Source organism: Paenibacillus sp. FSL R5-0928, assembly GCF_037970385.1.
GTDB lineage: Bacteria > Bacillota > Bacilli > Paenibacillales > Paenibacillaceae > Paenibacillus_AQ > Paenibacillus_AQ odorifer.
In genome coordinates, this window is the sequence record NZ_CP150225.1 from 869,946 (window position 1) to 895,281 (window position 25,336).

Genomic DNA, 25,336 nt, shown 5'->3' on the forward strand with positions numbered 1-25,336 from the left:
TTTTGAAAATATAAAATACCAAAAGAGCTCAGGCTGCAAATCGGCCTGAGCTCTTTTGGTATTTCTTCAATTAAGCTTCCATCTTCTGTGCTGTGTAGAGGCGGTAATAAAGGCCCCGCTGTGCGATAAGCTCATCATGTGAGCCGCTTTCCGCGATGCCTTTGTTAGATACGTACATAATACGATCGCAGTTTTTTACGGTGGAGAGGCGATGCGCGATAATGAACGAGGTGCGTCCCTTAAGCAGTTCATTCAGCCCTTTTTGCAATAAGCGCTCAGTCTTCGCATCAATGGAAGAAGTGGCTTCATCCAAGATGAGAATGCGCGGATCTGCTAAAAGTGTTCTTGCGAACGAAATGAGCTGCCGCTGTCCTTGAGACAGCTTGGAGCCACGTTCATTGACCTCTGTCATGTAGCCTTGATCGAATTCACGGATGAATTCGTCGGCGCAAACGGCCTTTGCAGCGGCGATTACTTCTTCTTCGGTCGCATCCAGTCGGCCGTACCGAATATTGTCCAGAATAGTACCGGAGAAGATGAAGCTATCCTGTAACATAATCCCCATCTGGCTGCGAAGAGATTTTAACGTCACCTGCGAGATATCCTGGCCGTCGATCAGAATCTGACCACTGGAAATGTTATAAAAGCGTGAGATCAGATTGACGACGGTTGTTTTGCCCGCACCTGTGGGTCCTACCAGCGCGATGCTTTCTCCCGCTTTGACCTTGAAGGAGATATTCTCCAGAATATTAAGCCCCGGGTCATAGGCGAAAGTTACATCGTCGAAGGTGACATGGCCCTGTACAGATGGCAGTGTTTTTGCATCCGGAATATCACTGACGGTAACCGGTTCATCCAGCGTTTCGAAGATACGCTCAAGATAGGCAACGGCGTTGATGAAGTTATTGTACAGGTTCGAAAGACTCAGAATCGGCTGCCAGAAGCGGGCAGCGTAGCTGCTCATCGCCAGAATGACACCGAGGGTCATGTCTTGAGGACTCAGAGTTAGTAGGCCTACAAGGAAAATCAATGATGTAACAATCGTAGACAAGTTGTCTACAGAGAACGGAATAAGTAAGTTGTAACGTTGAGCCTTCATCCATTCTTTACGGAAATTACCTGCGAGACGTGTGAAGATTCCTTCGTTACGTTGTTCCCGGGAGAACATTTGCGTCACACCAATACCGCTGATGCTCTCTTGCAGATAGGCATTTAGGTTGGAGCTTTTGTTGGACACTGCTTGCCATGCCCGGCGTTGCCGGGTTTTGATCAGCAGCATGATGCCAAGGAAGACTGGCAGTCCGGCAAGGATGACAAATGAGAGTCGTACATCGACAGCGAACATGAAGGCTGCGATAAAGAGCAAATTCACGATTTCTAGAATAAAGTTGATAATCCCGTTGGACAGCACATCTGAAACGGCGTTGACGTAGTTTACGACCCGGATAAGGATCTTGCCCTGTGGGCGGTCGTCATAATATTTGAAAGGCAATTCTTGCAGATGCTTAAACAAATCCGTTCGGATGTCAAAAATAATATCCTGCCCAACACTCGTCATGATGCGCGAGCGTATCGTAGCCAGATAAACACTGACCACGATGGTCACAAGCATCAGTGCAGCCCAACCCAGCAGTGCAAGCTTCTCTTTTGCCGGAATGGTCACGTCGATGACATGTTGCATGATCAGCGGAGCCGACAGTGAAATGGCTGCTGAAAGTGCACTGAGCACGAACGCAACAATCATTGGCGTTTTCTTTCGTTTGATATATACCATCGCACGCCGGAAGTGTTTTATATTAAACGGCGATTCAAGATTTTCATCGACGTCAAATTTATTCCTTGCCACTTGCGGTCACCTGCCTTCCAATACCCTCGTTCTGCAGTTTAAACACTTCGTAATAGTAACCACGTTTCGCCAGCAGTTCAGTGTGAGTCCCTTCCTCAACTAGCTTCCCGCCATCCAGAATGAGAATACGGTCCGCTTGCGAGGTAGTAGATACACGCTGCGCAATAATAATTTTCGTACAAGGATAGTCCAGTTCACGTAGACTTTTTTGGATATGCTCCTCCGTCTCAAGGTCGACCGCAGAGGTCGTATCATCGAGAATCAGGATAGGACGGTGTACCGCCAAAGCACGCGCTAAGGCAATACGCTGCTTTTGCCCTCCCGACAGTCCGACTCCGCGTTCCCCGACAACGGTATCATAACCTTCAGGCATTTTGGTAATGAAGTCGTGTGCGGCTGCGAGCTCTGCATAACCCATTGCATCTTCTTCCGGAAGATCAGGATCGCCATAGGCGATGTTTCCATCAATGGTATCAGAGAACAAAAGTACATCTTGGGTCGCCATGCCGATATTTCCACGAAGTTCATCAAGCTCCAGCTGCCGAACATCAACACCGTCTACTAGTACGCGCCCTTCAGCTACATCGTAGAAGCGAGGGATGAGGTTGATGATTGTTGTTTTGCCTGATCCTGTCGCGCCCATGATTGCTACAGTTTCACCGGGTTCAACGGTAAAGCTAATATCGTCCAGTACGATAGCGCTATCATATTTAAAGCGGACATGATCGAATTCAATACGGCCTTCATAACGGCGTTTGTCAGTGACAGTATGCTCGTTAACAATATTTGGCCGGGCATAATAGATATCTACGATTTTGGACAAGCTCGCAAAAAAGCGCTGAATGTCGTTGATAATGATACCGATGTTGCGCATAGGGTTCGATATAGCCCAAATAAGCGAAGAGAAGGCCATAAACTCACCGAAGGTGATCCGGCCGTTCATAAGGAACAAACCACCAACCAACATAAGAATTACGTTGAAGCCCTGAGCGAAGGATTCCAGATAAGGAAAATAATCAAGCCATACAAGGGCGGCCTTTTTGTTCGCCGTAGAATAGTTGACATTCTTCTCTGTGAATTTTTCGACCTCGAATTCCTCGCGGGCAAAAGCCTTGACCACACGGTTGCCTGAGATATTCTCCTGTGTAGTCGTGTTAAGCTGGGACAGCCGTTCACGCAGGTCAATATACATAGGACGGACGCGTTTAGCGAATATGTAAGCCACGATAAAAATGGGCGGTGACAGGATAAGCATCCACAGCGTCAGTTCCGCATCTATAGTGAAAAAATAGATAACGGCGGCAAGGAAGATCGTTAGCGATTCAATGATCGTCTTAAAAATCCAGGCCATAGAGTGACGGACCATGTCCAGATCGCCTGTCATCTTGGTCATGAGATCGCCGGTACGATTATGATCGTAGTATTTTCTGTCCTGTCCCTGAATTTTGTTGTACAAATAAATGCGGACATTGTACATCATATTTTGCGAGGATATCTCGTACTGCATGGTCGTGAAATATGCGAGACCTGTGCGCAGTAGAGAAAATCCAATCATGCCCAGACAGAGCATAATTAATAATTGCCGTTCTTGTGTAAGATTCTGCAGGGCGTTGTCACCGGCTATAAACGTATCGACAATGCGCTGACTGATGTACGGATTCACGATTGTAAGACTTGAGCCCACCACCGAAAGGCAGAGTGCCAGAATGTATCGCGTCCGGTTTCCCTCTAGGTTCTGCCATAGCCATTTCAGTTCGAACATCTGATCACCTGTTTCTGATTGTTCTTGTTCTTTCACTCTTGCCTGAAAAGAGTAAATAAAACAAAGTGATTATAACATTATCAAATGACTAAGTATCGTTTACGGTAAAATTTCCTTGTTACATTATTGTTACAAAAAAATGAACTTATTAATGATGTGAATTTCACCTTGTGTAATGAGGGTTTGCCATTCGGGCTTGGGCGTTCTAATTATGATAAACTGAGACAATGTAGAGTAATTAGACTTAGTTCGGATAGGGACAGGAGGAAGAGGAATGAGTTTTGTTGCTGTAAAAGGGGAGTACAAGCGTTACAAGATGGGCGAGAATGTAATTGTCGCGAATGACGGGATTGATTTTGAGATAAAAAAAGGTGAATTTGCCGTGATCGTCGGCCCAAGCGGTGCGGGTAAATCTACAGTGCTTAATATTCTGGGTGGAATGGATTCCGCCGATGAAGGTCAGGTCATTGTGGATGGCATTGATATCGCCAAGTTTAGTGCCAAGGAGCTGACAGGCTACCGCCGAAATGACGTAGGTTTTGTATTTCAGTTCTATAATCTAGTGCCTAATCTGACCACACTGGAAAATGTTGAGCTTGCTTCACAGATTTCTCCGCGTGCATTAGATGCACGTAAGGTGCTGGAGGATGTGGGTCTGGGCGCGCGGTTAGATAATTTCCCCGCTCAGTTGTCCGGTGGTGAGCAACAGCGTGTTGCCATCGCCAGAGCGTTGGCTAAACAGCCGAAGCTGCTGCTCTGCGACGAGCCGACAGGAGCGCTTGATTATAACACCGGCAAGCAGGTGCTGAAGCTGCTGCAGGATACTTGTCGTAACACCGGGACAACGGTCATCGTAATTACACATAATCTGGCGATCGCTCCGATGGCTGACAGGGTTATAGAGATTAACAACGCTAAGGTACGGAAGATGGTGATCAATCCTTCGCCGGTATCCGTTGACGATATTGAATGGTAAGGAGAAGGCATCTATGAAAAAGCGTGCATTGTGGAAAGATATTTTTCGTGAAATTGGGCATACCAAAGCCCGGTTTATTTCGATTTTTGCAATTATTATGTTAGGCGTCAGCTTTTTTGCCGGAATCAAGGCTACAGGGCCAGATATGCTGAATACAGCTGGAATCTTTTACAAAGAGCAGCGCTTGATGGATCTGAAGGTGCAGACTAACTACGGCCTGACCGAAGACAACATCGGGTTACTCAGAAATGTACAGGGGATCGATGAGATTCAGCCGAGCTATAGCGCAGATGTATTCATGGGTGATAATGCCTTAATACTTAAAGTCAATTCTTACAACACGGATAAACCACTTAATCAATACCGTATAATTGAAGGCCATCTACCGGAGCATTCCGGTGAAATCGTGCTGGACGATAAGCTAGCGGAAGAATATGCGTTGGGTGACAAGGTATCTTTCAGTGGAAACGGTACGGATACGGAGCTGTCGAACAGCTTCGAGACACTGGAGTATACCGTAGTTGGCTTTGTTAGAAGTCCACAGTTTATTGAGCAAAGTACCCGGGGCACCAGTGGGATCGGCAAAGGTACGGCGGATGCGTTCGCCGCGATCCCGGAGTCAGATTTCAAGCTTCCGGTGTATACGGAAGCTTATCTGTCCTTTAAGGATACAGCCGGGGTGAAGGCTTATTCGCCGGAGTATGAAGATCTGATCGAACAGCATACCCATGCTGTAGAGCAGGCGATGTCCGGCGTGCCGGAAGCACGGCTTGCTGAGCTGCGGGCGGAAGGCGAGAAAGAGCTTTCTAGCGGCCGCGCAAAGGTGGCTGCCGCCGAGCAGCAGCTTGCGGATTTGCAGCGCCAGCCGGAGGAAGTGCAGCAGGAACAGGCTGCAAGTATGAAGGCAATTGCTGCCGGACTTGCTTCTGCCAAGGAGGAATTGGCGGCAGGGGAGCAAAAGCTTGCAGAGCTGGAGCAGCTTAAGGTCTACGTTACTGACCGAAGCGCTAATCCGGGATATGCCGAATATAAAGATAACGCTGATCGGTTGTCGGCGATTGCCAGTGCGTTTCCTGTGTTCTTTTTCCTGATTGCTGCGCTGGTCAGCTTGACGACCATGACACGGATGGTTGAGGAGCATCGCCTGCAGATTGGGACACTGAAAGCACTCGGTTATGGCAACCGCGACATTATGGCCAAATTCCTGGTCTATGGTACACTTGCCAGTCTGGCGGCTTCAATTGCGGGCCTTGCTGTTGGTTTTACCCTGTTTCCGGGTATTATCTACGATGCGTATAGTGCAATCTATAATTTACCGGATATCACGAAGAATTTCTATCTTTCGTACTCCATCATATCCGTTATCGTAGCGTTAATATGTACTACGTTGACGGCGTGGATTGCCTCACGGGTAGAACTGCGCAGCAATGCTTCCGTATTGATGCGTCCGAAGGCACCAAAGAGTGGCCAGCGTATTTTACTGGAGCGGATCACTTTTATATGGAAGAGATTGAGCTTTGTCCAAAAGGTTACCGCACGGAATCTATTCCGCTATAAGCAGCGGATGTTCATGACTGTATTCGGCGTGGCTGGCTGTACAGCGCTGATCCTGACGGGATTTGGTCTCAAGGATTCAATTGGCAGCATCGCCGGGTCGCAGTTCGGCACGATTATGAAATATGATGCACTTGTGGCACTGCATGAAGATGTGTCTGCCGATGTGCTAAAAGCCTACGAAAAACTAATTGCTGGTGAAACTGCAGTAACTGGCACGCTGAGTGTGGCGCAAGAACGGATGACCGCACATGCTGGTGGTGTAAATGATCAAGAGGTTCATCTGTTCGTTCCTACTTCCGTTGACTCCCTATCCGATTTCGTGGAGTTGCGTGATCGAAAGAGTGGAGAAGGGCGGATGCTTACGGATGATGGGGCTATTATCTCAGAGAAGCTGGCAAAGCTGTATGGGCTGGAGTCTGGCGATAAATTGACCGTGGTGGACAAAGATAATGAGACGTTCGAAATTGAGGTCGCAGCGATTACAGAGAATTATGTAATGCACTATGTTTATATGACACCGGCGTATTATGCTTCTGTGTTCGGAGAAAAACCGCTATTCAACACAGAACTGCTGAACTACACCGCACATGATAAGACATGGGAAGATAAATTTGGTGAAAAGCTTACGGCTAATGAGGGCGTCGCTGCCATCAGCTTTTCCAGCAGTGTAGGCTCCGCCTTCGATGAGACTATGAAGAGTATGGACGTTGTAACCTTGGTGCTCATTGTTTCAGCGGCGGCATTGGCTTTTGTCGTCCTCTACAATTTGACCAATATCAATGTGTCCGAGCGGATCCGGGAGCTGTCAACCATTAAGGTACTGGGCTTCTACGACAAAGAAGTAACCATGTATATTTACCGCGAGAATATGCTGCTTAGCCTACTCGGTATTGTGGCTGGATCGGGTCTCGGCATAGTGCTGCATAGCTTCGTCCTGAAGACGGCTGAGCTGGATGCGACGATGTTCGCTCCGATCATCAAGTGGCCAAGTTATATTTATGCGGCGCTCCTAACACTGTTGTTCTCCGGTATTGTCATGGCGTTCATGCATATTAAGCTCAAACGAATCCATATGATAGAGGCTTTGAAGTCGGTGGAATAGCATCTAAAAACGCCAGAAATGCGGCTCTTTTTATGGAATAGCTTCACTGGAGTCCGAAACTATGGATCAAAGGCGATAAATGAGCAAATAGTGTCCTCTGGGTCCGTAAGGAACAGGGGATGGTTAGGACCCGACGCTATCGTTCGCTATCGGATGCCATCCGACGATTTCTGACGATATAGTTTGCTATCTGAATCTATGCCCGACGCTATCGGACCTAGATGACCTTAAACGCCGGATTATCCGCCATTTGGGATGTTATCGGACTCCATAGCAGCTATTGGCATAAAAAATGTCAGAAATGCGGCTCTTTCTATGTAATAGCGACACTGGAGTCCGAAACTATGCTTCAAAGGCGATAAATGAGCAAATAGTGTCATCTGGGTCCGTAAGTAACTGGGGATGGTTAGGAATCGCCGCTATCGTTCGCTATCGATGCCATCCGATGATTTCTGACGATATTGTTTGCTATCTGAATCTATGCCCGACGCTATCGGACCCTATCGGACCCAGGTGACCTTAAACGACGGATTATCCGTCATTTGGAATGATATCGGACTCCATAGCAGCTATTGGCATAAAAAACGCCAGAAATGATGCTCTTTCTATAGAATAGCGACACTGGAGTCCGAAACTGTGCTTCAAGGGCGATAAATGAGCAAATAGCGTCATCTGAGTCCGCAAGCAACAGAGAGCTTTGATTGGGTGATGTGCATGAGGGGATATGCGTAGATTTAGAAGTAGTTGCAGAAGTAGATGTAAAGGTAGAAGTAGAAGTAGAAGCAGAAGTAGAAGTAGAAGTAGAAGTAGAAGTAGAAGTAGAAGTAGAAGTAGAAGTAGAAGTAGAAGTAGAAGTAGAAGTAGAAGTAGAAGTAGAAGTAGAAGTAGAAGTAGTTGCAGATGCAGATGCAGATATTAGTTATAGGTGAACCGAATACTCGAAGCCGCTTCGCCTAGCTCCTCATATCTACTCCTATCCGCTCCTAGCTTCGCCAACCTAAACTGCAGACAACTAAAACACAGAGCAGCGATTCTCTCGTTTGAGAATCGCTGCTCTGTTGTTTTTTTACGATAATAAAATGCATCGAACTGTCTCCTACATAGGAAAAGGCTACTTACGCGACATGTGCAGGATAGGAAAAGGATTACCTTGTTCGTCGAGTGCTGAACGCTCAAAAACCTGAAATCCCATATGCTCATAGAAACCTAAAGCTTGGGGATTTTGCTCATTCACATCTACGAGGTGTACGTCGAGTTCCTGCATGACATAAGCTACAAGTGCTTTTCCAACCCCTTTTCCCATTACAGCAGGTTCTACGAACAGCATTTCAATCTTATTATTCTGAACCCCTATGAAGCCAATCAACTGTTCCTCATCATCTGTAAAAGCAAACAAATCGCTTATGCCCTCAAGCGCCTGCATAACCAGCGGCCGCAAAGCATCAATATCCTGCTCGGATAGAAAAAGATGAGTATGCCGCACGGATGATTCCCAAATGTTCAGTAGACGGTTTAATAATTCTTCATTTCTAGTTGTGAAGATTTTTATTGAGTCCATATCTTTCCCTCACGATTCAATCTAATTCGAAGAAGAAGCTGCAGCCGCAGCTGACGCAGCCGCTGCCCCGGCAAGAGCAGCCTGCTGAGCAATTATAATATTGGTAATGTTGGTGGAAAGCATCGTAGTTAATACGCCGTTTTGTACATCCTCCACAGATCTGAAGGCTACCAGCGCAGAAGACAAGAGCAGTAATTCCTGCTTGCCAATAGACCAGTTACCGAAGCCCTTTTTTGTACGCAAAAATTCGTAAGTCTCCGAGACATCAGTAACGATGTCCTCCTTGTTGCAAGGGAGCAGGGATAACACGCCCAGCGAGGAGAGGGTATATTCCTTGTCTAGCCGGATACCCTGTGCACGAAATGCATCTCTTAATGCCAATACACGGTCCGCTGCTTGAGGGGCTTCTTCCCCAAGAACCAATACCTGGGTCAGGGCTTGCACACTGTTGCCTGACATAAATTCGGGCTTAAGTGTTACATAGAGCTGCTCCATGCGGTCCACGCCACTCTCAACATCGATATCGGAAAGACCAAGCATAGCGGAGAAGATATAATCGTCTTGTCCGGTAAGGAAACGATGTTTTGCCTTCATACTATCATAAAATAGCTTTGCTCGTTCTACCGTACGCTGATATCGATCCGATGTTGCATTAGCAGCGATTTGATAGGCAGCAACGACGAGATAATCAGAGGCTCTGAATTTGGCTTCCTTCATTAAATCATACACGGCAAATGTGTTTGCAAGCAGAGTTTCCTTTTCGTCAGAAAGTGAAAGCAGGGCGGCAATGCTGATCACCGAAGCCCCTCTAAATTGAGAGAAAATCCCGGTACTCTCCTTAATTAGCTCGTAGCTAGCACGAATGGCTTCGTCATCTGCAACTTTGTCCTCTACAGCATACAATAGTGCCGCTAACCGATTAACCATTGCATTTTGCCATGGAAAAGCTTTTTTGATCCTCTGAGCGTTGTCTGCGAACAATTCAAGCCTAGCTGGATATTGCTCCTTCATTGGGTACACCTCTTATCTCTACTTTTACTTCATAACATTACGAAAATCCAGTGCTGTAGATTCATTTTACTATAAAAAATAAATCGGATGCCCGCGAAAGCGGCTTACCAATAAGCTAGAGGTTGTTCAGGTAACCCAATGATTGAGTTTACTATGAAGATGTTATAATAATTATAAGATGGATCGGCAGGGGCTTAAATGACAACAAAGGAGAAGTGCGACGATGACTGAGAGAATACCTGAAATCATATTGAACGATGGAGTGAAGGTGCCTGCTATTGGTTTTGGTACTTACGCGTTAAATGGTACTGAGGGAGCACAAAACATCACTAAGGCGATTGATGTTGGCTATCGTCTGATCGACACTGCGTTTAATTATGAGAACGAAGGTGCTGTAGGCCAGGCTGTTCGGCAAACTTCTGTGCCTAGGGAAGAACTGCTCATTACTTCCAAGCTGCCAGGTCGCCATCACTCTTATAAAGAAGCATTAGCCACCATACAGGAGTCTTTATTCAGAGCCGGGTTGGATTATTATGATTTCTATCTCATCCACTGGCCTAACCCTAGAGTGAATTTATATGTTGAAGCCTGGCAGGCGATGATCGAGGCACGGAAACAAGGTTTGATCCGCTCCATCGGTGTATGTAACTTTTTGCCGGAGCATATCGAGCGTTTGATACAAGAAACTGGCGTAGCGCCGAGCATGAATCAGATTGAGCTGCATCCTCATTTTAATCAGGAAGAGCAACGTGCATGGAACAAAGAGCATGGGGTAGTGATTGAATCGTGGAGTCCATTGGGACGAGCTAGCAGCGTACTGGAAAATGAGAAAATAGCGGAAATAGGCAAGGTTCATAATAAATCGATATCGCAAGTTATCTTACGTTGGCATATACAGCTTGGGGCTATTCCCATTCCAAAGGCTTCTTCTCTAGAGCATCAGCGCGATAATCTGAATATTTTTGATTTTCAATTATCGGAAGCTGAGATGACCGTTATTTCCGCATTAACCTCGCCAACAGGTCGCATAGCTGATCAAGATCCCGCATCGTATGAAGAATTTTAATGAATTTAACTAAACCACGCCAGTTATTGGCGTGGTTTTTTATATTAGGCTAGCCTCAGAATCAGTCAGCGCTTGAGTAATTTGATCTAGTCTAGTTTAGTCCAGTCGTGCAAACCGTTGTTCAGTTTTATCAAGATGCTTCACCCGCTCTTCTAAGCTGCGATCTGACATCCCGGCATAATTATACCAACGGAGGTTCTTCCGTATTCCCATTTTGCGGAAGGTGCCTCTGAATAGAATTTTGGTGATGGGGTTGCCAAAAATCCAGCGATAAAAGAAGTCGGGTGTGTTCATTATGAACTGCACCCCGTCAAGTAGACAGCACAAAAAATAAAAGTAGTTTAAGCGGCCTTAGTCCTAAATTCAATGGAACTGAGGCCGTTTAGTTTTGCCTGTAACCGTTCGTTATTATAAAAGTGAATGTAGGTATCAATATCTGTTTGGAGTTCTTCAAAGGTCTGGTAGGTATGTAAGTAGTACTTCTCACATTTCAATGTTCCCCAGAAGGATTCCATCGGCGAATTGTCAATGCAGCAGCCTACTCGGGACATGCTTTGCTTCAGTTCTGCATCGTCCAGCATCTTCTTAAAATGCAGAGAGGTATACTGGAAACCACGGTCGCTATGGAGTAAGGTTCGGCTCTCCGGTGCTGCCTGCAAAGCTAATTCCAGTGTGTTAAAAACTAGCGAATTATTATTGGAATGACCCAGAACGTAAGCAACAATGGACTTGTCATACAGATCTTTTATTGCACTTAAATACGCCTTCTTGCCGTTGCCGTATTTGAATTCCGTTACATCCGTTACCCATTTTTGGTTTGGAGCTTCAGCCTCAAAATTACGGTTCAGCACATTCTCTGCAACCTGCTGAGGCGTGGAGCCTACATACTTCTTTCTCTTTCTGCGGATGACTGACTGGATACCTTGGCATCTCATCAGCCGGTACACTCGCTTTGCGTTAATAGATTTATCCATTTGTCTGCGCAAATGCAGGGTCAATTGGCGATACCCAAAGGTTCGTTCCACCTTCTCATACAAGAGGAGCATGGCCTCTGTCAGTTTCTCGTTGTCAGCCTCTCGAAAACTGGGTTTGCGATTCAACCATTTGTAATAACTTGACCGTGAAATCCCTGCGATGTCACACAAAAGCCGAATGGAGCAAGACTGTTCCTGCTGAACAGCCTGAATGGCCAGGTAGATATTCACCTGGCGAATGGTTCTTAACGCCTCCTCTTTTCGAGTTCCTCTAACTTTTTTAGAAAAGCATTCTCCGCACGCAGGCGTGCATTCTCGTATTCCAGCTTTTGCATCGCGAGTTTGTGGCGATCTGCTTCCGTAAGTTCTTCAGGCGCTTTGGTGCGTCCTCTACCGTCTCGTAATGCCTCTTCACCACCTGCTTCGTACTTCTTTACCCAGCTATATACTTGTTGGTAAGACACGTGAAAATGGCTTGCCGCCTTCGCATAGTCTTCTCCGTTCGAAAGGCAGTACAGCACGATATTTATCCGTTCCTGCCAAGTGGTTACGCGTCCTTTGGTCATAGCTTTAGTTCCTCCTGAATGAGCTGTTAAGCTGTTGCTATGACCATTATACTTCCTAATCCAGTTGGCGAGTTGGGTTGCACTTGCAATCTTATACTTGCAGATGATTTGGTTTTGCGACAATCCTCCCTCGAGATAATCCTTAACGGCATAGAGTTTAAGTTCTGCAGAATACGTACGATTGTAGCTTCGGACTTCCAGCCCTTCGTATCCATACAATTGATAACGTTGCCGCCACTTCACTATAGAGTTTTTGGATATTCCATACTTCCGGGCCGCAGCTTTCAAACCAATGTCGCCCCGTTCAATTTCTTGGAGAATCGTTAACTTTTCCAGTGCTGTATACTTCTTTTGTTCCATAAAAATGCTCCCCATACAGCGACAGGTTTTTATTATTTCACCTGTCTACTATATGGGGAGCATATCATTACGGTCAGCAGGGACACTCCTTTAATATTCGGGAGCAAGCATTTGAAGGGCCGCCCAGGTTTAGTTTCTTCGTAGACAATGCCTTTTGCGAATACCTTATCAAGAAAACCTTTGGTAAGAGCGGGCATGGCTTCCCACCATATAGGAAAAATGAAGACGATATGATCCGCTGCTATAAGACGCTGCTGATAATTGGCGACTTGCGGGTCGGTGGTTTTCTTTTGTCGCCAAGCAGTGAGTTCTTCGCGTGACATGACTGGATCAAATCCATCGGCATGCAGGTCGATAAGATCAATCGTATGACCTTTGGTGGTAAGACCTCGCATAACGGAGGCTAATAAGGCTGCGGAATAGCTTCGCTGATGGGGGATATTCTCGGACGCTGATGCGCCGTAGGGATGATCAAAAATAATTAAGACATTCATATAAACACCTTCTTTATGATTTATTGTTTCCTCGAAATTAAATATTAACTATGGAAACAATAATACGTTTTAAGTTTCCTTGTTGTCAATATTATTTCTAGGAAACTTTATTTATGAGCTGTGTCTTGTTAAAATGAGCATAAGATGAATTTACGAGGAGACTTAACAGTGACGCATTCTTTCGAGAACTTACCTAATAAGGATATTTTGATAAAAAAATTAATAGAGATGATTCCCCAATTACAAAAGCAATTTCAATCGGAGGATGACGAAGAGAAGGAATGGTTGATTCAGAACTGCAGTAATCCCCTTATCATTGATTTCCTCCAAGACTCCACAGTCATGATGCTGCATGTAATAGATGCGATTGGACAGCTTGAGCCGGTGAATGGCACTACCATTTCGAAGCAATTCGGAATTCCAAAAGGCAGCGTGTCCAAAATCACTAGAAAATTAGTACAACAGGAAATTATTCGCACGGAGTTTCTCCCCGATAATAAAAAAGAAGTGCTTTTTCTTACAACACCTCTAGGGAAAGAAATATTCGATTTGCATTTAGCCCTACATAAGCAGATGAATAAAGGGATAACCCGGTTTCTACAGAGATATAACACAGATGAATTGTTATTTATAATCCAAGCCTTCGAGGATACTTTGCAAGCGTCATGGGTTCATTCGGAATCTGTTGCTGAAAAAGAACTATTAACTACCGGAGCATCTCTTGAGCCAGTGGAAAACGATGAAATGAGTCAAATCGTAGACATGCTTAACCTACTGGATACGCGCAACCTCAAAAAGGCTAAGGCAGTTCTCCAAGCTATGTTTTTCACCCCTTTTGATTAGTTTTATATTTTTTGATAGTGATTTACGAGTTGCTCTAACTTATCTTTGATTATTTGTTTTAAGGCTTCAGGTTTCACGGATGTAACAGCATGACCATATCGCATAAAATAATTAGCCAAGAAATCCTCTTCACCTGGATTGTAGAATCCCTTAATGACTGTTTTCGGACCAACCTCTATTTCCATAGAAGGATAATGTTCTTTATAAAAAATATCCTTTGCTTGTTCCGCAATCTCAACTTCAAAGTCAATACTTTTCGCAGACTGATAGATTTTTAATGAACGACTAAGAAGTTCTTCTATAGAATAACGAGCTTTGCTTTCCTCTTCTTCAATGAAGGTTATTCGATCACATCTAAAAACTCTATATGTATTCATCGTAAGCTCTATTCCAGTGGCATACCATTGACCAAACTTAGCGGAAATCCTAAAGAATTGAACAGGGTAGCTTTTTGTTTGGTTTTCTTTTGTATATTCAATGTTACAGGCACTCTCATTTAGAATACTTGCTAGGATTTTATCTAAAAAACGGCTGACATGCTTATGCTGATACATTTCGAATTGCAGGACCTTTTTCATTTTGTGAATCTGGTTGATTTGTGTACTCGATAGACAGTGCTCGAACTTTTCGTTTAGCTTGTTAACACTTAGATGAAAGGGTGTAGATTGATAAGATTCTAACGTCAGCATGGCAAAATACAGCGCATAGACTTCATCTATCGTGAAAATAATAGGGGATAACAATCTGTTTTTTAGAATACCATAACGTCCGTGTCTTCCATGTTCCGCGAAAATAGGCATACCCAATTGTTCTAATGAAGTAACATCACGTAGCGCTGTGCTTTTTGAAATATTGTATTTCTCCATAAGGTTACTTAGATTAAAAAACTCTCGCCCGTTTAAGTATCTCATCATGTCATTTAATCGTTCTGATTTCTTCATATAAAAAGCTCCTTATTAAGGTGTCATGTTTTGATACCTTTATATATCATAATAAGTTTAAGATCACATATCAAATATACGAAGGAGACTTACACTATGAGTACAACACTAGAAGTAGCTATTTTCTTATCGATGAAGGGAAGAGCCAAGGAAGCTATAGAATTTTACAAAAAGCATTTTGATGCAGAGGAATTGTTACGTGTTACCTATCAACAACTCGCAGAACGTGACAGCTCCATACAGCTTACGGATGAAAATAAGGATTATATTACTCACTCTGTCCTGTTAATCGGAAAAACAAAAATAATGATAGCAGAAGATACAATGAATACGAATGAGAAATATACAGTGGGCAATAACACTTCATTATGTATTCAAAGTGCTGATTTAGAGGGGATTGAAGGTTTTTATAAAAGCTTAATCACAGACGAGCGCGTGAAAATTATTTCTCCGTTATCCAGCAATGTGTTTAGTAAAGCCTACGGTATCATTGAGGATCCCTTTGGTATTCAAATTCAACTCATGTTTGATGAAAGATTACATTAACAACTTTGCTTCTAAAGTAAACCCAGCTCACCGTTCAGCTGATCATAATTCAGGGATTATCCTGATGTTGGTCGGCTTTTTTTGTATGTATTGAGGGCTATTTTTTTTATGAAAAACATTGAATTATTATGCATAAAGATGTATAGTGTTTTTTAATTAACGTTAATTAAGTAAGTAAGGGATGTGGAATGTCTTGACCAAAAACAAGTTGAAAGAAGTAGCGATGCGACTATTCGGAGAGAAGGGTTACGAGGGTACGGCTCTCTCTGAAATTGCGAAGGAAGTTGGCGTGAAGACTCCGGCGATCTATGCCTTTTTTGAGAATAAAGAAGATTTGTTTATGACGGTCTTTCGTGAGGCTATGCAGTCCTATAACACTTATATTCAAGAGCTATCGGAAGAGCAGAAAGTATGGAGTGCGCAGGAAAGTCTACGAGGCATATTGTCTAGACAGTATGAGTTCTATCAGAAGAGCCCTGAAGCAAGCAAAATTGTACTGAGGTATGTGGTATTCCCACCGGCATTCTTAAAGGAAACGATTGAGGAAGCATTTCTAGAGTCCGACGCGATGCTGACGAAGATCATTGAACAATTCATCTTGAAAGGAATGGAAGAGGGCATAATTCGCGATCAATCCGTGCAGCTTCTCGCAGATGCTTTTCTCAACTTGATGGATGGATTAAGCATGCAGTATTTCTATTACACTTCTAAGGGAATTTATGAGCGTAAGCTAAACCATGCGTTTGAAATGTATTGGAAAGGTGCGTCCTCATAGCGCTACAGAAGAAGATAACAACAAGGGGATGGGGAGAATGGCAGAAGTAAGTGAAGTAAAGGGGAACGAGCTTAGCTCGGGGGATTTTGAGAGAGAGCCGGTTCCAGCGCATTTGCGTAAAAAATGGCTATCTATGTCGCTCGTCTGGATCGCCATCGGAATTGACCTATCAGCGATGTTCTTGGGTGCTCAGCTTGGCAATGGAATGAATCTGACGGATTCACTCACAGCAACAATAATCGGTTCGTTAATCCTAGGGGTGATCGGAGCGTTATGTGCGTATGTAGGGGCTAAAACAGGGTTATCGACATCGATGATCTCTCGGTTTCTATTCGGAAATGTGGGTGCACGTGTCGTAGCAGTTATCCTCGGTATTTTCTCACTCGGTTGGTTTGGGGTGCAGGTCGGCTTCTTCGCTTCGAATATGCAGACTGCTTTTAGTCAATTATGGGATATTCATCTGTCCTTAGGGGTGCTTTCATTCATAGGTGGGCTTTTGATGATGTCGACAGCTATTTGGGGATATCAATCTATTGAACGACTAAGCACCTGGTCCGTACCATTGCTTATTTTGTTTATCGGAGTGGCTATTTATTCCGCGTTCCATACCAAAGGAGCTTCAGCCGTGTGGGAACCGATTAGCGGAGCAGCGATCCCGATGGGGACAGCGATCTCGCTTGTTATTGGTATCTTTATTGTCGGCACGGTGCTTTCACCGGATATCGCTCGTTGGGCGCGCACACCGAAGCACGCTATAACCGCGGCCTTTATCGGCTTTTTTGTGGGTAACAGCTTCATGACGATTGTAGCTATTTTCCTATCTCGAATTATGGACACAGATGATCTGACGAATATTTTCATTGCGCTAGGACTTGGGCTTCCAGCCATTATCGTCTTAACCCTTGCCCAATGGACGACAAACACGAACAATTTATATTCTGCTTCGCTAGGGTTCTCTGTCGTGTTCCAAAAGGTTCCGAAAAAGCTAATTACTATTGTGGCAGGTATCTTTGCTACGTTGCTTGCCGTATTTGGCATCTATGATAAGTTTTTATCTTTCCTAAATATTATTACGGTGTTTGTCTCTCCAATCGGGGGGATCTACACGTCCGAATTTTTGCTTGTAGATCGAAAGAAATTCACTTTTGAAGGTCTGGATCGCAATAAGAACTGGGTGATTCGCTCCTTAGCGGTGTGGGTTGCAGCTACGTTGTTCGCTTTTATGACAACCGCAGCGCCAGATGGATTTGGATGGTTCCAAATCACGAGCGTACCGGCATTAGATGCGTTTATGTTCGCCTTTATCGTGCAGTGGATTGTCGGCAAAATCATGACAAAGAAGGGATAACAACATGAGAAATCACAAACTAACAGAATTAAATGAACAAGCGGTGCAATACATTGCTGTTGGTGCAGCCGTTCTTGGAACAGGCGGGGGCGGTGACCCGCATATTGGTAAATTGATGGCGATGGAAGCCATTCGCAAATATGGTCCTGTTCGTTTAGTAAGTCCTGAGGATCTGGAGGACGATGCATTGGTTGTTCCTATATCCATGATTGGCGCACCTACGGTTATGAATGAGAAGATTCCTTCGATTCAGCAAATGATCAAGCCTTTGGATATGATTGAGAAAGAGCTGGGCCGTAAGGTGAGCGCCATTATGCCGATTGAGGTCGGTGGCGGTAACTCTCTGGTTCCCGTAATTACGGCTGCGGAACGCAATATTCCTATCGTAGATGCGGATGCCATGGGACGGGCTTTTCCAGAATCGCAAATGGTGACATTCTACTTGGACGGTATTGACTGCAGTCCGATTACGATGGCAGATGAACGCGGCAATGGTGTGCTTATGCATGCGATCGACGGTGTTTGGGAAGAGCGGATGGCGCGTGCGGTTACGATTCAAATGGGCGGATCAGCTTCGATTTGTGATTATCCGGTAACTGGAGCGCAGGTAAAGCAAAGTGCAATTCCACATACCTTGACGCTTGCGTATGAAATCGGAAAAACATTGTTTGAGTCCAAGGAATTGAAGCAGAATCCAATTGAAATGCTGCTGAAGCAGCTGAATGGATATGCGTTGTTCCAGGGTAAGGCAGTAGACATTCGCCGTCGTACAGAAGGTGGATTTACACGCGGTGAAGCGATCTTCGAAGGTACAGATGCTAAAAAGGGACGTACGATGACTTTGTTCTTCCAGAATGAGTTCCTTCTTGCCACAGAAGATGGACATTCAATTGCTATTACTCCTGACCTGATCTCTGTGCTTGACCAGGATACCGGTATGCCAATCACGACTGAGAATTTGAAATACGGTGCTCGGGTTAGTGTGGTTGGTTTCCCTTGTGATCCGAAATGGCGTTCACCAAAGGGCCTCGAGACGGTAGGTCCACAATATTTTGGCTATGATGCACCTTATGTTCCAATTGAACAATTGGCAGCAGAGAAAGGGGGAGCAGAGTAATGTCTCATACGAATGTAGACAACATGGAAGAAATATACCGCATTGGGATTGATGTCGGCGGGACAAATACAGATGCAGCCTTGCTCGACTCCAAGCTAAACACCATTCATACGATAAAAGTGCATACCACAAGTGATGTGAATGAAGGCATTACTGAATCCATCCGTCGTTTGTTAGCAGAGAGTAGTGTGAATCCGGTGCAGATTCGTTATGCAATGCTCGGAACTACGCACTGTACGAATGCTATTGTAGAGCGCAAGCACTTGGGGAAAGTCGGCTTGATTCGAATCGGGGCACCGGCAACAACTGCGGTTCCTCCACTTGCGGATTGGGACGATACACTTAAGGCAACGGTTTGCCCACATGCTTATGTTGTTCATGGTGGATATGAATATGATGGCCGCACGATTGTTGAAATGGATGAAGAAGAGATTCTAGACTGCTTTTTGAAAATGAAGGGTGAAGTCGAAGCGGTTGCGATCTGTGGTGTGTTCTCCCCAGTGAATACCTCGCAGGAGAAACGTGTCGAAGAACTAGCGAAGCAAGTACTTGGCGCAGATATGCCTGTGACGTTGTCTCATGAGATTGGAAGTATTGGATTGCTCGAGCGTGAGAACGCGTCGTTGCTGAACGGCGCATTACTTAACGTCATTGCTGGAGTCGTAAAGGGCTTCGAAGAGGCGCTTCACACTTATGGAATTGACGCGAGCCTATACATCTGTCAGAACGATGGAACACTGATGTACAGTGAATATGCGCTTCGTTACCCGATTCTGACGATTGCTTGCGGTCCGACGAATTCCATTCGGGGCGCGGCACACTTGTCAGGTCTGAATGATGCACTTGTTGTTGATATCGGTGGCACCACGACAGATATCGGCGTCCTGATGCAAGGCTTCCCGCGTCAATCCTCCGCTGCGGTTGAGATTGGCGGGATTCGCACGAACTTCCGCATGCCGGATATCTTATCGATCGGGATCGGCGGCGGTACAATCGTTCGCTTGGATGAAACGCAGGATCAGGTAACAGTGGGTCCGGATAGCGTGGGGTACGAGCTATTGAAGCGCGGTCTCATCTTTGGTGGTGATACGCTCACAGCAACCGATGTGGCGGTGAAGCTTAATCGATACGAGTGGAAAGATGCGCAGACTGAGGCACTTGATGAATCGATCTGCAAGAGAGCAGATGAGATCATTACGCGGGATATCGAGGAAGCGATTGATCGGATGAAGACAAGCTCAGATCCTGTTGACGTCATTTTGGTCGGTGGCGGAAGTATTCTTGTGGCAGACAAGCTTGAAGGTGTATCACGGATTGTAAGACCGGATCACTATGATGCTGCAAATGCGATTGGCGCTGCGTTAGGTGAGGTGAGCGGGGAGACAGAGCGGATTTATTCCCTGGACGAAATGTCTTATGATGAAGCTAAGGAAGATGCCCGCAGCCATGCAATAGAGCAAGCTGTTCTAGCCGGTGCAGATCGCGATACCGTTCAGATCGTATTGTCTGAGGATATTCCGATTGCATACTTGCCGGGTAATGCCTTGCTGGTAAAAGTAAAAGCGGCTGGACGTTTATAAGATGATTATGGATCTGCCTTGAGGAGTGAACTCTTCGAGGCGGATCTTTTTGTCTTTATAATTGTATTACCAAGAAAGAAAGGGGATTTAGAATAGCTGTCGAAGTGGGTTATGTACATATTTTAACGATGGGAGAGAGGACAATGAAAGTGATTAGCACATTAGAAATCGTAGATGTACAGACTAGGGAGCGTACTGCCCTCCGCTCATTTGATTATTTAATCGAGGCACCCAATTGGACTAGCGATGGTAAGCGTCTTATTTATAATAGTCGAGGTTGTCTCTATTCGTTCGACATCGCAACCTGTGAGCTTGTTCAAATTGACTCGGGGTTTGCTGCGGAATGTAATAACGATCATGTTCTGTCTTTTGACAACACTAAGATCGCAATTAGTCACCATACGAAAGAAGATGGTAAATCTCGTATATATATTCTTCCCATGGAGGGTGGCGAACCGGTTCTAGTTACACCGAATGCTCCAAGTTATTTACATGGTTGGTCTCCAAACGGTGCTGAGTTAGCTTACTGTGCAGAGCGCAATGGTCAATATGATATTTATACCATTCCAGTAGACGGGGGAGTAGAGGTACAACTGACGGATTCGCCTGGGCTGGATGATGGGCCTGAATATTCACCAGATGGGGGACATATATGGTTCAACTCGGTGCGTACAGGGCTGATGCAGATATGGCGAATGAATGCCGATGGCACTGAGCAAACACAGATGACTTTTGATGAGAGTAATAACTGGTTCCCGCATGTATCGCCAGATGGGCAGACGATTGCCTACTTGAGTTACCGCAAAGGAGATGTAGATCCTGGCGATCACCCTGCGAATAAGGATGTTGAGATTCGATTGATGGCAAGCACGGGAGGAGATTATCGCACACTAGTACAATTGTTTGGAGGACAAGGTACGATTAACGTGAATTCGTGGTCTCCGGATAGTAAGCGCTTGGCGTTTGTAAGTTATGTGGTGGAGGAATACGAATAAAATACCGATAAAAATTATAGTATTGTTATTTATATATAAATGGGGGGAAGTTGGATGAAGAGGATTTTTAGTGTTTTGCTAATTGTATTACTGGTTATACCAGCGCTCGGCACTACAACCTTTGCGGGCAATATGGTGAAGGCTAAGGTAACAGAGAGCAGTACATATTTTGATGGAGAACAGCGGAACCTGAATGGGTTCAACATATCGAATAACAATTATTTCAGACTACGCGATTTGGCAGAGTATTTCTCGGGAACGAGCAGCCAGTTTGATATCACTTGGAATAAAGCGAACAATGCGATTGAGATCATAACTGGACAAGCATATACGCCCGAAAAGAAAACTACGAGTAACTATTATAGCCGCAATAGAAATTATGCAGCTACGCTTTCCAACTCTAAGGTGCTGGTCAATGGACAGTTGCAGTCTATTACGGCGTACAATATTGATGATAACAATTATTTTCAGTTGAGAGATTTGGCGGGCAAAATCCCGTTTGATATCGAATTTGACGTTCAGTCTGATCGCATATCGTTATTCTCCAAAATCCCAGATCATGCTTACCGGGTAAAGACGGCGGCTGTAGTTGAGAGTAACGGGGAATCTTCTTATTTTCCTAGATGGAAAAGTACGGCCTCTTCTTATCTTGTGAATAATAAGGATGGGACTGTAAGTGTCATTGAGGCGAACAAAGAGTTTACGATTGAAACGTACAATGAGAAGTACGAACTAACAGGCAATAAGAGCATTCCTTTTGAGCTTCCGGTGTTTGGTGGTTTCTATAGTGGGGAGAAGTATAACTATATTGCTTTTGGCCAAGAGAACCGCGAAGAGAATGATAGCAAAGAAGTCATTCGTATTGTCCGTTATGATAAAAGCTTCAATAGAGTAGACAGTGTCTCCATAAAGGGTGGGGAGAGCTATACCGTTAGCCCGTTTGATTCAGGCTCCGGTAGTATGGCTGAGGCTGGAGATACGCTTGTATTTCACACCTCACGTACAAGATACACGACAGAAGATAAATTAAATCATCAATCCCAGCTTACCATTATCGTAAATACTAAATCCATGACCGTGACCAATGATCTGGGAAGATTCCAGAAGAATCATGTCAGTCACTCTTTTGACCAATATGTATTGTTTGATGGTGCTACGCATGTTCTAGTCGATCATGGTGACGCTTATCCTCGTTCGATTGTTCTGAATAAAGGAGACGGAGCCAGTTATAACGAAGTAGACTTATTTAATATTCCCGGCAAAATCGGAGCGAACGCGACGGGTGTTTCTATAGGCGGATTTGAGCTGTCCTCGGCGAACTATATAGTCGCTATGAATTCGGTAGATCATTCACTAGTCAAAGAGTATACATCTTATGAGATGGTGGGTTTAGAAACGGACCAAAGGGATGTCATGCTTAGTGTGTTGCCCAAGTCCAACCTGAGCAGTACTTCGGTGAATCACATCACCTTGGCTAAATATGTAGGCACGAACCTGATCGCGTCCATCCCTAAACTAGTAAAAATCACAGACGACAAAATGATGGTGCTGTGGCAGGAGTTTGATAAAGAGAATCATCCGGTTGACCTGAAATATGTTCTTATAGATGGAGCGGGAAAAGCTACTAGCGACATCCAAACGATCAAGTATTTTGCCTTATCAGAGTGCAGTCCTATTATTAGTGGGGACAAAATCATTTGGTATACGAACAATAAGGGGTCCAGAGTGTTCTATTCGATCCCGTTAAATTAACGGATTCAATTAACAACAAAGTGGGTAAATTAGACTATAAGCTATAAATAGGACCTTCTAATTAGAAGGTCTATTTTTTCACGCAAAAATCACATCATCCATGGAGGTCGCTATGCATCGCGTAAATCTAAACCAGGAACAGTTCAACCAACAGGTGATTAATCACGCCTCCTTTGGGATCGCCCTTTTAGCGCCAAATGGTTTGATTCTGACCGTAAACCCAGCCTTTGAACAGACTTTTGGTTATTCCACTGAAGAGTTTGAGGGTATGCGGTTAGAAGACCTTTCTCACCCCGAAGATTTCGGCAACCTTCATGATTTAAAGGCACTCTTGGGTGAGAAAACAAGATTGCAGCTGGAAAAGCAGTTTATCACAAAAAATGGAGATTATATTTGGGGACAGCTTACTCTCCACTTATTCAGCGACGAGTCGAATCAGCCAGCATATTTCATTTGCCAAATCGTTAACATTACAAAGCAAAAGGAATCCGAGCAACGCCTTCAGGAGTCTGTTGAACGGTATACGTCGCTTAAAAAATACAACCATGACGCCGTCATTTCCTTTGACCTTGATGGTCGAATCATTAACACCAATAGTATGGCTGAAAAGATAACGGGCTACGCCATCGAGTCCGAGTTGATCGGGATGAAGCTTGCAAGTCTGATTGGAGAAGAGAATGTCCAGCGCATTCTGGAAAGAGCCCTTTACGATAATACGGTTGAGCAGTATATCAATAAGCTTGTCACTAAGGAAAGCGAAGTAGTTGAAGTGCTCACCAGTATTGCACCCATTTATGTGAACAATCATAATATCGGATTTTACCTTATATGCAAGGACATTTCCGAGCAAAGGCAATTGTCGCTAGCTAAGGAAGCCGCAGAGTCCACGAATAGAGCTAAAAGTGAGTTCCTGGCTATGATGAGTCATGAAATTCGCACTCCCATGAACGGGGTGATCGGCATGACTGATATTCTGCTTGAAACAGAGCTTAATGAAGAACAACGTGAATATGTAGAAATCATTCGCAAAAGCGGAGGAATCCTGCTCAATATAATCAATGATATCCTTGATCTTTCAAAAATTGAGGCAGGCCGTAGCGAGCTGCAAGAGGATACATTCGATCTGCGGACTTGCCTCAAGGACAGCTTTTCTGTTATCGCAATAAAAGCTGAACAAAAAAATCTGGAGCTCACCAGCATCATAAATCATGACGTTCCGGAATTTATTTACGGTGACGAGGAACGCTTGAAGCAGGTGTTCTTGAACCTGCTAGGCAATGCTGTGAAATTCACACCGGCGGGCAGCATATCGGTAAAAGTTAGGCTTGTAAAGGAAGATCCCTCCCTGCTTGCCTTTACGGTAACCGATACTGGCATTGGAATTGATCCTGATCGACTTACTGATATTTTTGAACCGTTTGAGCAGGTGGATAGCTTTATGATGCGGAGACATGAAGGTACGGGGCTTGGCCTTGCCATCAGCCGCAGAATTGTCGAAATGATGGGTGGTGAGATCTATGCGGAGAGTGACGGCAAGAGCGGTACGTCGGTTACCTTCACAATCAAGCCCAAGAAATCAGTGGTAATCCCTCGCCAAGAGGCTAACATTAACAAGCTTCATACCGCACGTGAAGCAAGAATTTTACTTGCTGAAGACAACACTATCAATGCGCTAGTACTGACCAAAATACTCGAAAAAATGGGTCACAGCGTTATCGCCGTAACAAACGGCATAGATGCGGTTGAAGCAGCACGGAAAGAACCCTTTGATCTTATTTTATTGGATCTTCACATGCCCATTATGAACGGCATAGAGGCTATGAAGATGTTAAGAGATGAGCATCAAGAGAAATGTCCGCCCATCATCGCGGTCACGGCTAATGCTTTGAAGGGTGACCGCGAAAATTGTCTAGCTGCCGGGATGGACGAGTATATCAGCAAGCCTGTAAAGCGTGAAGTCATCGTAAAGATGTTAGATCAGTTTGTGATCTAATATAAACAGCATAACCTCTCAGTGATATTATCCCCTTCAGGTGAACAGTAAAAAGCCAGTCCATTAACTGTTACACTTGGAGGGGATCGCTCTATCCATTGAATTACATAGCATTGCACGTTATACTTTGAAAAGAAATACGGACCCGCTTATCATATAACAGATCCGTCCTTC

General features: G+C 44.7%; 21 protein-coding genes. 13 read left to right on the forward strand and 8 right to left on the reverse strand.

Features of this window, described 5'->3' with window-relative positions; all coding sequences use genetic code 11:
* Positions 1–70: 70 nt before the first annotated feature.
* A complete protein-coding gene (locus MKZ16_RS03795; protein ID WP_076104105.1) occupies positions 71–1,846 on the reverse strand; it encodes an ABC transporter ATP-binding protein in 1,776 nt (591 codons plus the stop codon).
* Positions 1,833–3,608 carry an ABC transporter ATP-binding protein gene (locus MKZ16_RS03800; RefSeq protein WP_076098706.1) on the reverse strand — a complete coding sequence of 592 codons (1,776 nt, stop codon included), beginning with the start codon at positions 3,606–3,608 and terminating at the stop codon, positions 1,833–1,835. The genes MKZ16_RS03795 and MKZ16_RS03800 overlap by 14 nt, the downstream gene beginning before the upstream one ends.
* Before the next feature lie 274 nt (positions 3,609–3,882).
* Between MKZ16_RS03800 and MKZ16_RS03805 the strand changes: the two genes are divergently transcribed.
* The 3 genes from MKZ16_RS03805 (at position 3,883) to MKZ16_RS03815 (ending at position 8,172) form a co-directional block, all read left to right on the forward strand.
* Positions 3,883–4,584 carry an ABC transporter ATP-binding protein gene (locus MKZ16_RS03805; RefSeq protein WP_036684849.1) on the forward strand — a complete coding sequence of 234 codons (702 nt, stop codon included), beginning with the start codon at positions 3,883–3,885 and terminating at the stop codon, positions 4,582–4,584.
* A gap of 13 nt (positions 4,585–4,597) precedes the next feature.
* Positions 4,598–7,243, forward strand: a complete 2,646-nt coding sequence (locus MKZ16_RS03810) for an ABC transporter permease (RefSeq protein ID WP_076104104.1) — start codon at positions 4,598–4,600, stop codon at positions 7,241–7,243.
* 701 nt (positions 7,244–7,944) lie between these two features.
* A complete protein-coding gene (locus MKZ16_RS03815; protein ID WP_339815366.1) occupies positions 7,945–8,172 on the forward strand; it encodes a hypothetical protein in 228 nt (75 codons plus the stop codon).
* 182 nt (positions 8,173–8,354) lie between these two features.
* Here the strand turns inward: MKZ16_RS03815 and MKZ16_RS03820 are convergent, their stop codons facing one another.
* Together MKZ16_RS03820 and MKZ16_RS03825 are read right to left on the reverse strand one after the other, a co-directional pair.
* Positions 8,355–8,801 (reverse strand): GNAT family N-acetyltransferase, encoded by a 447-nt coding sequence (locus tag MKZ16_RS03820; RefSeq protein WP_038568741.1) that lies wholly within the window; start codon positions 8,799–8,801, stop codon positions 8,355–8,357.
* A gap of 21 nt (positions 8,802–8,822) precedes the next feature.
* Complete coding sequence (locus MKZ16_RS03825) at positions 8,823–9,812, reverse strand: DUF4003 family protein (protein ID WP_038568743.1); 990 nt, start codon at positions 9,810–9,812, stop codon at positions 8,823–8,825.
* Between the two features lie 223 nt (positions 9,813–10,035).
* Between MKZ16_RS03825 and MKZ16_RS03830 the strand changes: the two genes are divergently transcribed.
* Positions 10,036–10,878, forward strand: a complete 843-nt coding sequence (locus MKZ16_RS03830) for an aldo/keto reductase (RefSeq protein ID WP_036684855.1) — start codon at positions 10,036–10,038, stop codon at positions 10,876–10,878.
* A 96-nt stretch (positions 10,879–10,974) separates the two neighbouring features.
* Here MKZ16_RS03830 and MKZ16_RS03835 read toward each other — a convergent pair whose 3' ends face one another.
* The 3 genes from MKZ16_RS03835 to MKZ16_RS03845 all read right to left on the reverse strand — a co-directional run bounded on the left by MKZ16_RS03835 (position 10,975) and on the right by MKZ16_RS03845 (position 13,272).
* A complete protein-coding gene (locus MKZ16_RS03835; RefSeq protein WP_179089986.1) occupies positions 10,975–11,172 on the reverse strand; it encodes a hypothetical protein in 198 nt (65 codons plus the stop codon).
* A gap of 47 nt (positions 11,173–11,219) precedes the next feature.
* A protein-coding gene (locus MKZ16_RS03840) for an IS3 family transposase (RefSeq protein WP_339815369.1) occupies positions 11,220–12,778 on the reverse strand; the annotation gives its coding sequence in 2 pieces (ribosomal slippage) (positions 11,220–12,145 and positions 12,145–12,778; 1,560 coding nt in all).
* A gap of 32 nt (positions 12,779–12,810) precedes the next feature.
* Positions 12,811–13,272: an NAD(P)H-dependent oxidoreductase gene (locus MKZ16_RS03845; RefSeq protein WP_081393413.1), complete on the reverse strand. Its 462-nt coding sequence runs from the start codon at positions 13,270–13,272 to the stop codon at positions 12,811–12,813.
* A 168-nt stretch (positions 13,273–13,440) separates the two neighbouring features.
* On the opposite strand from MKZ16_RS03845, the gene MKZ16_RS03850 reads away from it, so the two are divergent.
* Entirely contained in the window at positions 13,441–14,115 is a 675-nt protein-coding gene (locus MKZ16_RS03850; protein WP_254924622.1) for a winged helix DNA-binding protein, read from the forward strand.
* A 2-nt stretch (positions 14,116–14,117) separates the two neighbouring features.
* On the opposite strand, the gene MKZ16_RS03855 is transcribed toward MKZ16_RS03850, so the two are convergent.
* On the reverse strand, positions 14,118–15,056 hold the full coding sequence (locus MKZ16_RS03855; RefSeq protein WP_076105332.1) for a YafY family protein: 939 nt from the start codon (positions 15,054–15,056) through the stop codon (positions 14,118–14,120).
* Positions 15,057–15,152: 96 nt separating this feature from the next.
* Between MKZ16_RS03855 and MKZ16_RS03860 the strand changes: the two genes are divergently transcribed.
* The 8 genes from MKZ16_RS03860 (at position 15,153) to MKZ16_RS03895 (ending at position 25,162) form a co-directional block, all read left to right on the forward strand.
* Positions 15,153–15,602: a VOC family protein gene (locus MKZ16_RS03860; RefSeq protein WP_076105333.1), complete on the forward strand. Its 450-nt coding sequence runs from the start codon at positions 15,153–15,155 to the stop codon at positions 15,600–15,602.
* A gap of 193 nt (positions 15,603–15,795) precedes the next feature.
* On the forward strand, positions 15,796–16,377 hold the full coding sequence (locus tag MKZ16_RS03865) for a TetR/AcrR family transcriptional regulator (RefSeq protein ID WP_076105334.1): 582 nt from the start codon (positions 15,796–15,798) through the stop codon (positions 16,375–16,377).
* A 37-nt stretch (positions 16,378–16,414) separates the two neighbouring features.
* A complete protein-coding gene (locus tag MKZ16_RS03870) occupies positions 16,415–17,725 on the forward strand; it encodes a cytosine permease (RefSeq protein ID WP_042184919.1) in 1,311 nt (436 codons plus the stop codon).
* A 4-nt stretch (positions 17,726–17,729) separates the two neighbouring features.
* Positions 17,730–18,842: a DUF917 domain-containing protein gene (locus tag MKZ16_RS03875; protein WP_038568756.1), complete on the forward strand. Its 1,113-nt coding sequence runs from the start codon at positions 17,730–17,732 to the stop codon at positions 18,840–18,842.
* Complete coding sequence (locus MKZ16_RS03880) at positions 18,842–20,422, forward strand: hydantoinase/oxoprolinase family protein (RefSeq protein ID WP_076105335.1); 1,581 nt, start codon at positions 18,842–18,844, stop codon at positions 20,420–20,422. The genes MKZ16_RS03875 and MKZ16_RS03880 overlap by 1 nt, the downstream gene beginning before the upstream one ends.
* Positions 20,423–20,565: 143 nt before the next feature.
* On the forward strand, positions 20,566–21,417 hold the full coding sequence (locus MKZ16_RS03885; RefSeq protein WP_256715502.1) for a transporter: 852 nt from the start codon (positions 20,566–20,568) through the stop codon (positions 21,415–21,417).
* 54 nt (positions 21,418–21,471) lie between these two features.
* The gene (locus MKZ16_RS03890) at positions 21,472–23,169 is read left to right on the forward strand and encodes a hypothetical protein (protein WP_076105336.1); all 1,698 of its coding nucleotides are present in this window, start codon (positions 21,472–21,474) and stop codon (positions 23,167–23,169) included.
* A gap of 112 nt (positions 23,170–23,281) precedes the next feature.
* Positions 23,282–25,162 (forward strand): PAS domain S-box protein, encoded by a 1,881-nt coding sequence (locus MKZ16_RS03895; RefSeq protein ID WP_339815373.1) that lies wholly within the window; start codon positions 23,282–23,284, stop codon positions 25,160–25,162.
* Positions 25,163–25,336 lie beyond the last annotated feature (174 nt).

What these genes read in the sequence shown, in the direction of transcription:
- MKZ16_RS03800 (WP_076098706.1), bottom strand. Translation starts at nt 3,608, where the DNA reads ATGTTCGAACTGAAATGGCTATGGCAGAACCTAGAGGGAAACCGGACG.
- MKZ16_RS03805 (WP_036684849.1), top strand. Translation starts at nt 3,883, where the DNA reads ATGAGTTTTGTTGCTGTAAAAGGGGAGTACAAGCGTTACAAGATGGGC.
- MKZ16_RS03810 (WP_076104104.1), top strand. Translation starts at nt 4,598, where the DNA reads ATGAAAAAGCGTGCATTGTGGAAAGATATTTTTCGTGAAATTGGGCAT.
- MKZ16_RS03820 (WP_038568741.1), bottom strand. Translation starts at nt 8,801, where the DNA reads ATGGACTCAATAAAAATCTTCACAACTAGAAATGAAGAATTATTAAAC.
- MKZ16_RS03825 (WP_038568743.1), bottom strand. Translation starts at nt 9,812, where the DNA reads ATGAAGGAGCAATATCCAGCTAGGCTTGAATTGTTCGCAGACAACGCT.
- MKZ16_RS03830 (WP_036684855.1), top strand. Translation starts at nt 10,036, where the DNA reads ATGACTGAGAGAATACCTGAAATCATATTGAACGATGGAGTGAAGGTG.
- MKZ16_RS03835 (WP_179089986.1), bottom strand. Translation starts at nt 11,172, where the DNA reads ATGAACACACCCGACTTCTTTTATCGCTGGATTTTTGGCAACCCCATC.
- MKZ16_RS03845 (WP_081393413.1), bottom strand. Translation starts at nt 13,272, where the DNA reads ATGAATGTCTTAATTATTTTTGATCATCCCTACGGCGCATCAGCGTCC.
- MKZ16_RS03855 (WP_076105332.1), bottom strand. Translation starts at nt 15,056, where the DNA reads ATGAAGAAATCAGAACGATTAAATGACATGATGAGATACTTAAACGGG.
- MKZ16_RS03860 (WP_076105333.1), top strand. Translation starts at nt 15,153, where the DNA reads ATGAGTACAACACTAGAAGTAGCTATTTTCTTATCGATGAAGGGAAGA.
- MKZ16_RS03870 (WP_042184919.1), top strand. Translation starts at nt 16,415, where the DNA reads ATGGCAGAAGTAAGTGAAGTAAAGGGGAACGAGCTTAGCTCGGGGGAT.
- MKZ16_RS03875 (WP_038568756.1), top strand. Translation starts at nt 17,730, where the DNA reads ATGAGAAATCACAAACTAACAGAATTAAATGAACAAGCGGTGCAATAC.
- MKZ16_RS03880 (WP_076105335.1), top strand. Translation starts at nt 18,842, where the DNA reads ATGTCTCATACGAATGTAGACAACATGGAAGAAATATACCGCATTGGG.
- MKZ16_RS03885 (WP_256715502.1), top strand. Translation starts at nt 20,566, where the DNA reads ATGAAAGTGATTAGCACATTAGAAATCGTAGATGTACAGACTAGGGAG.
- MKZ16_RS03890 (WP_076105336.1), top strand. Translation starts at nt 21,472, where the DNA reads ATGAAGAGGATTTTTAGTGTTTTGCTAATTGTATTACTGGTTATACCA.
- MKZ16_RS03895 (WP_339815373.1), top strand. Translation starts at nt 23,282, where the DNA reads ATGCATCGCGTAAATCTAAACCAGGAACAGTTCAACCAACAGGTGATT.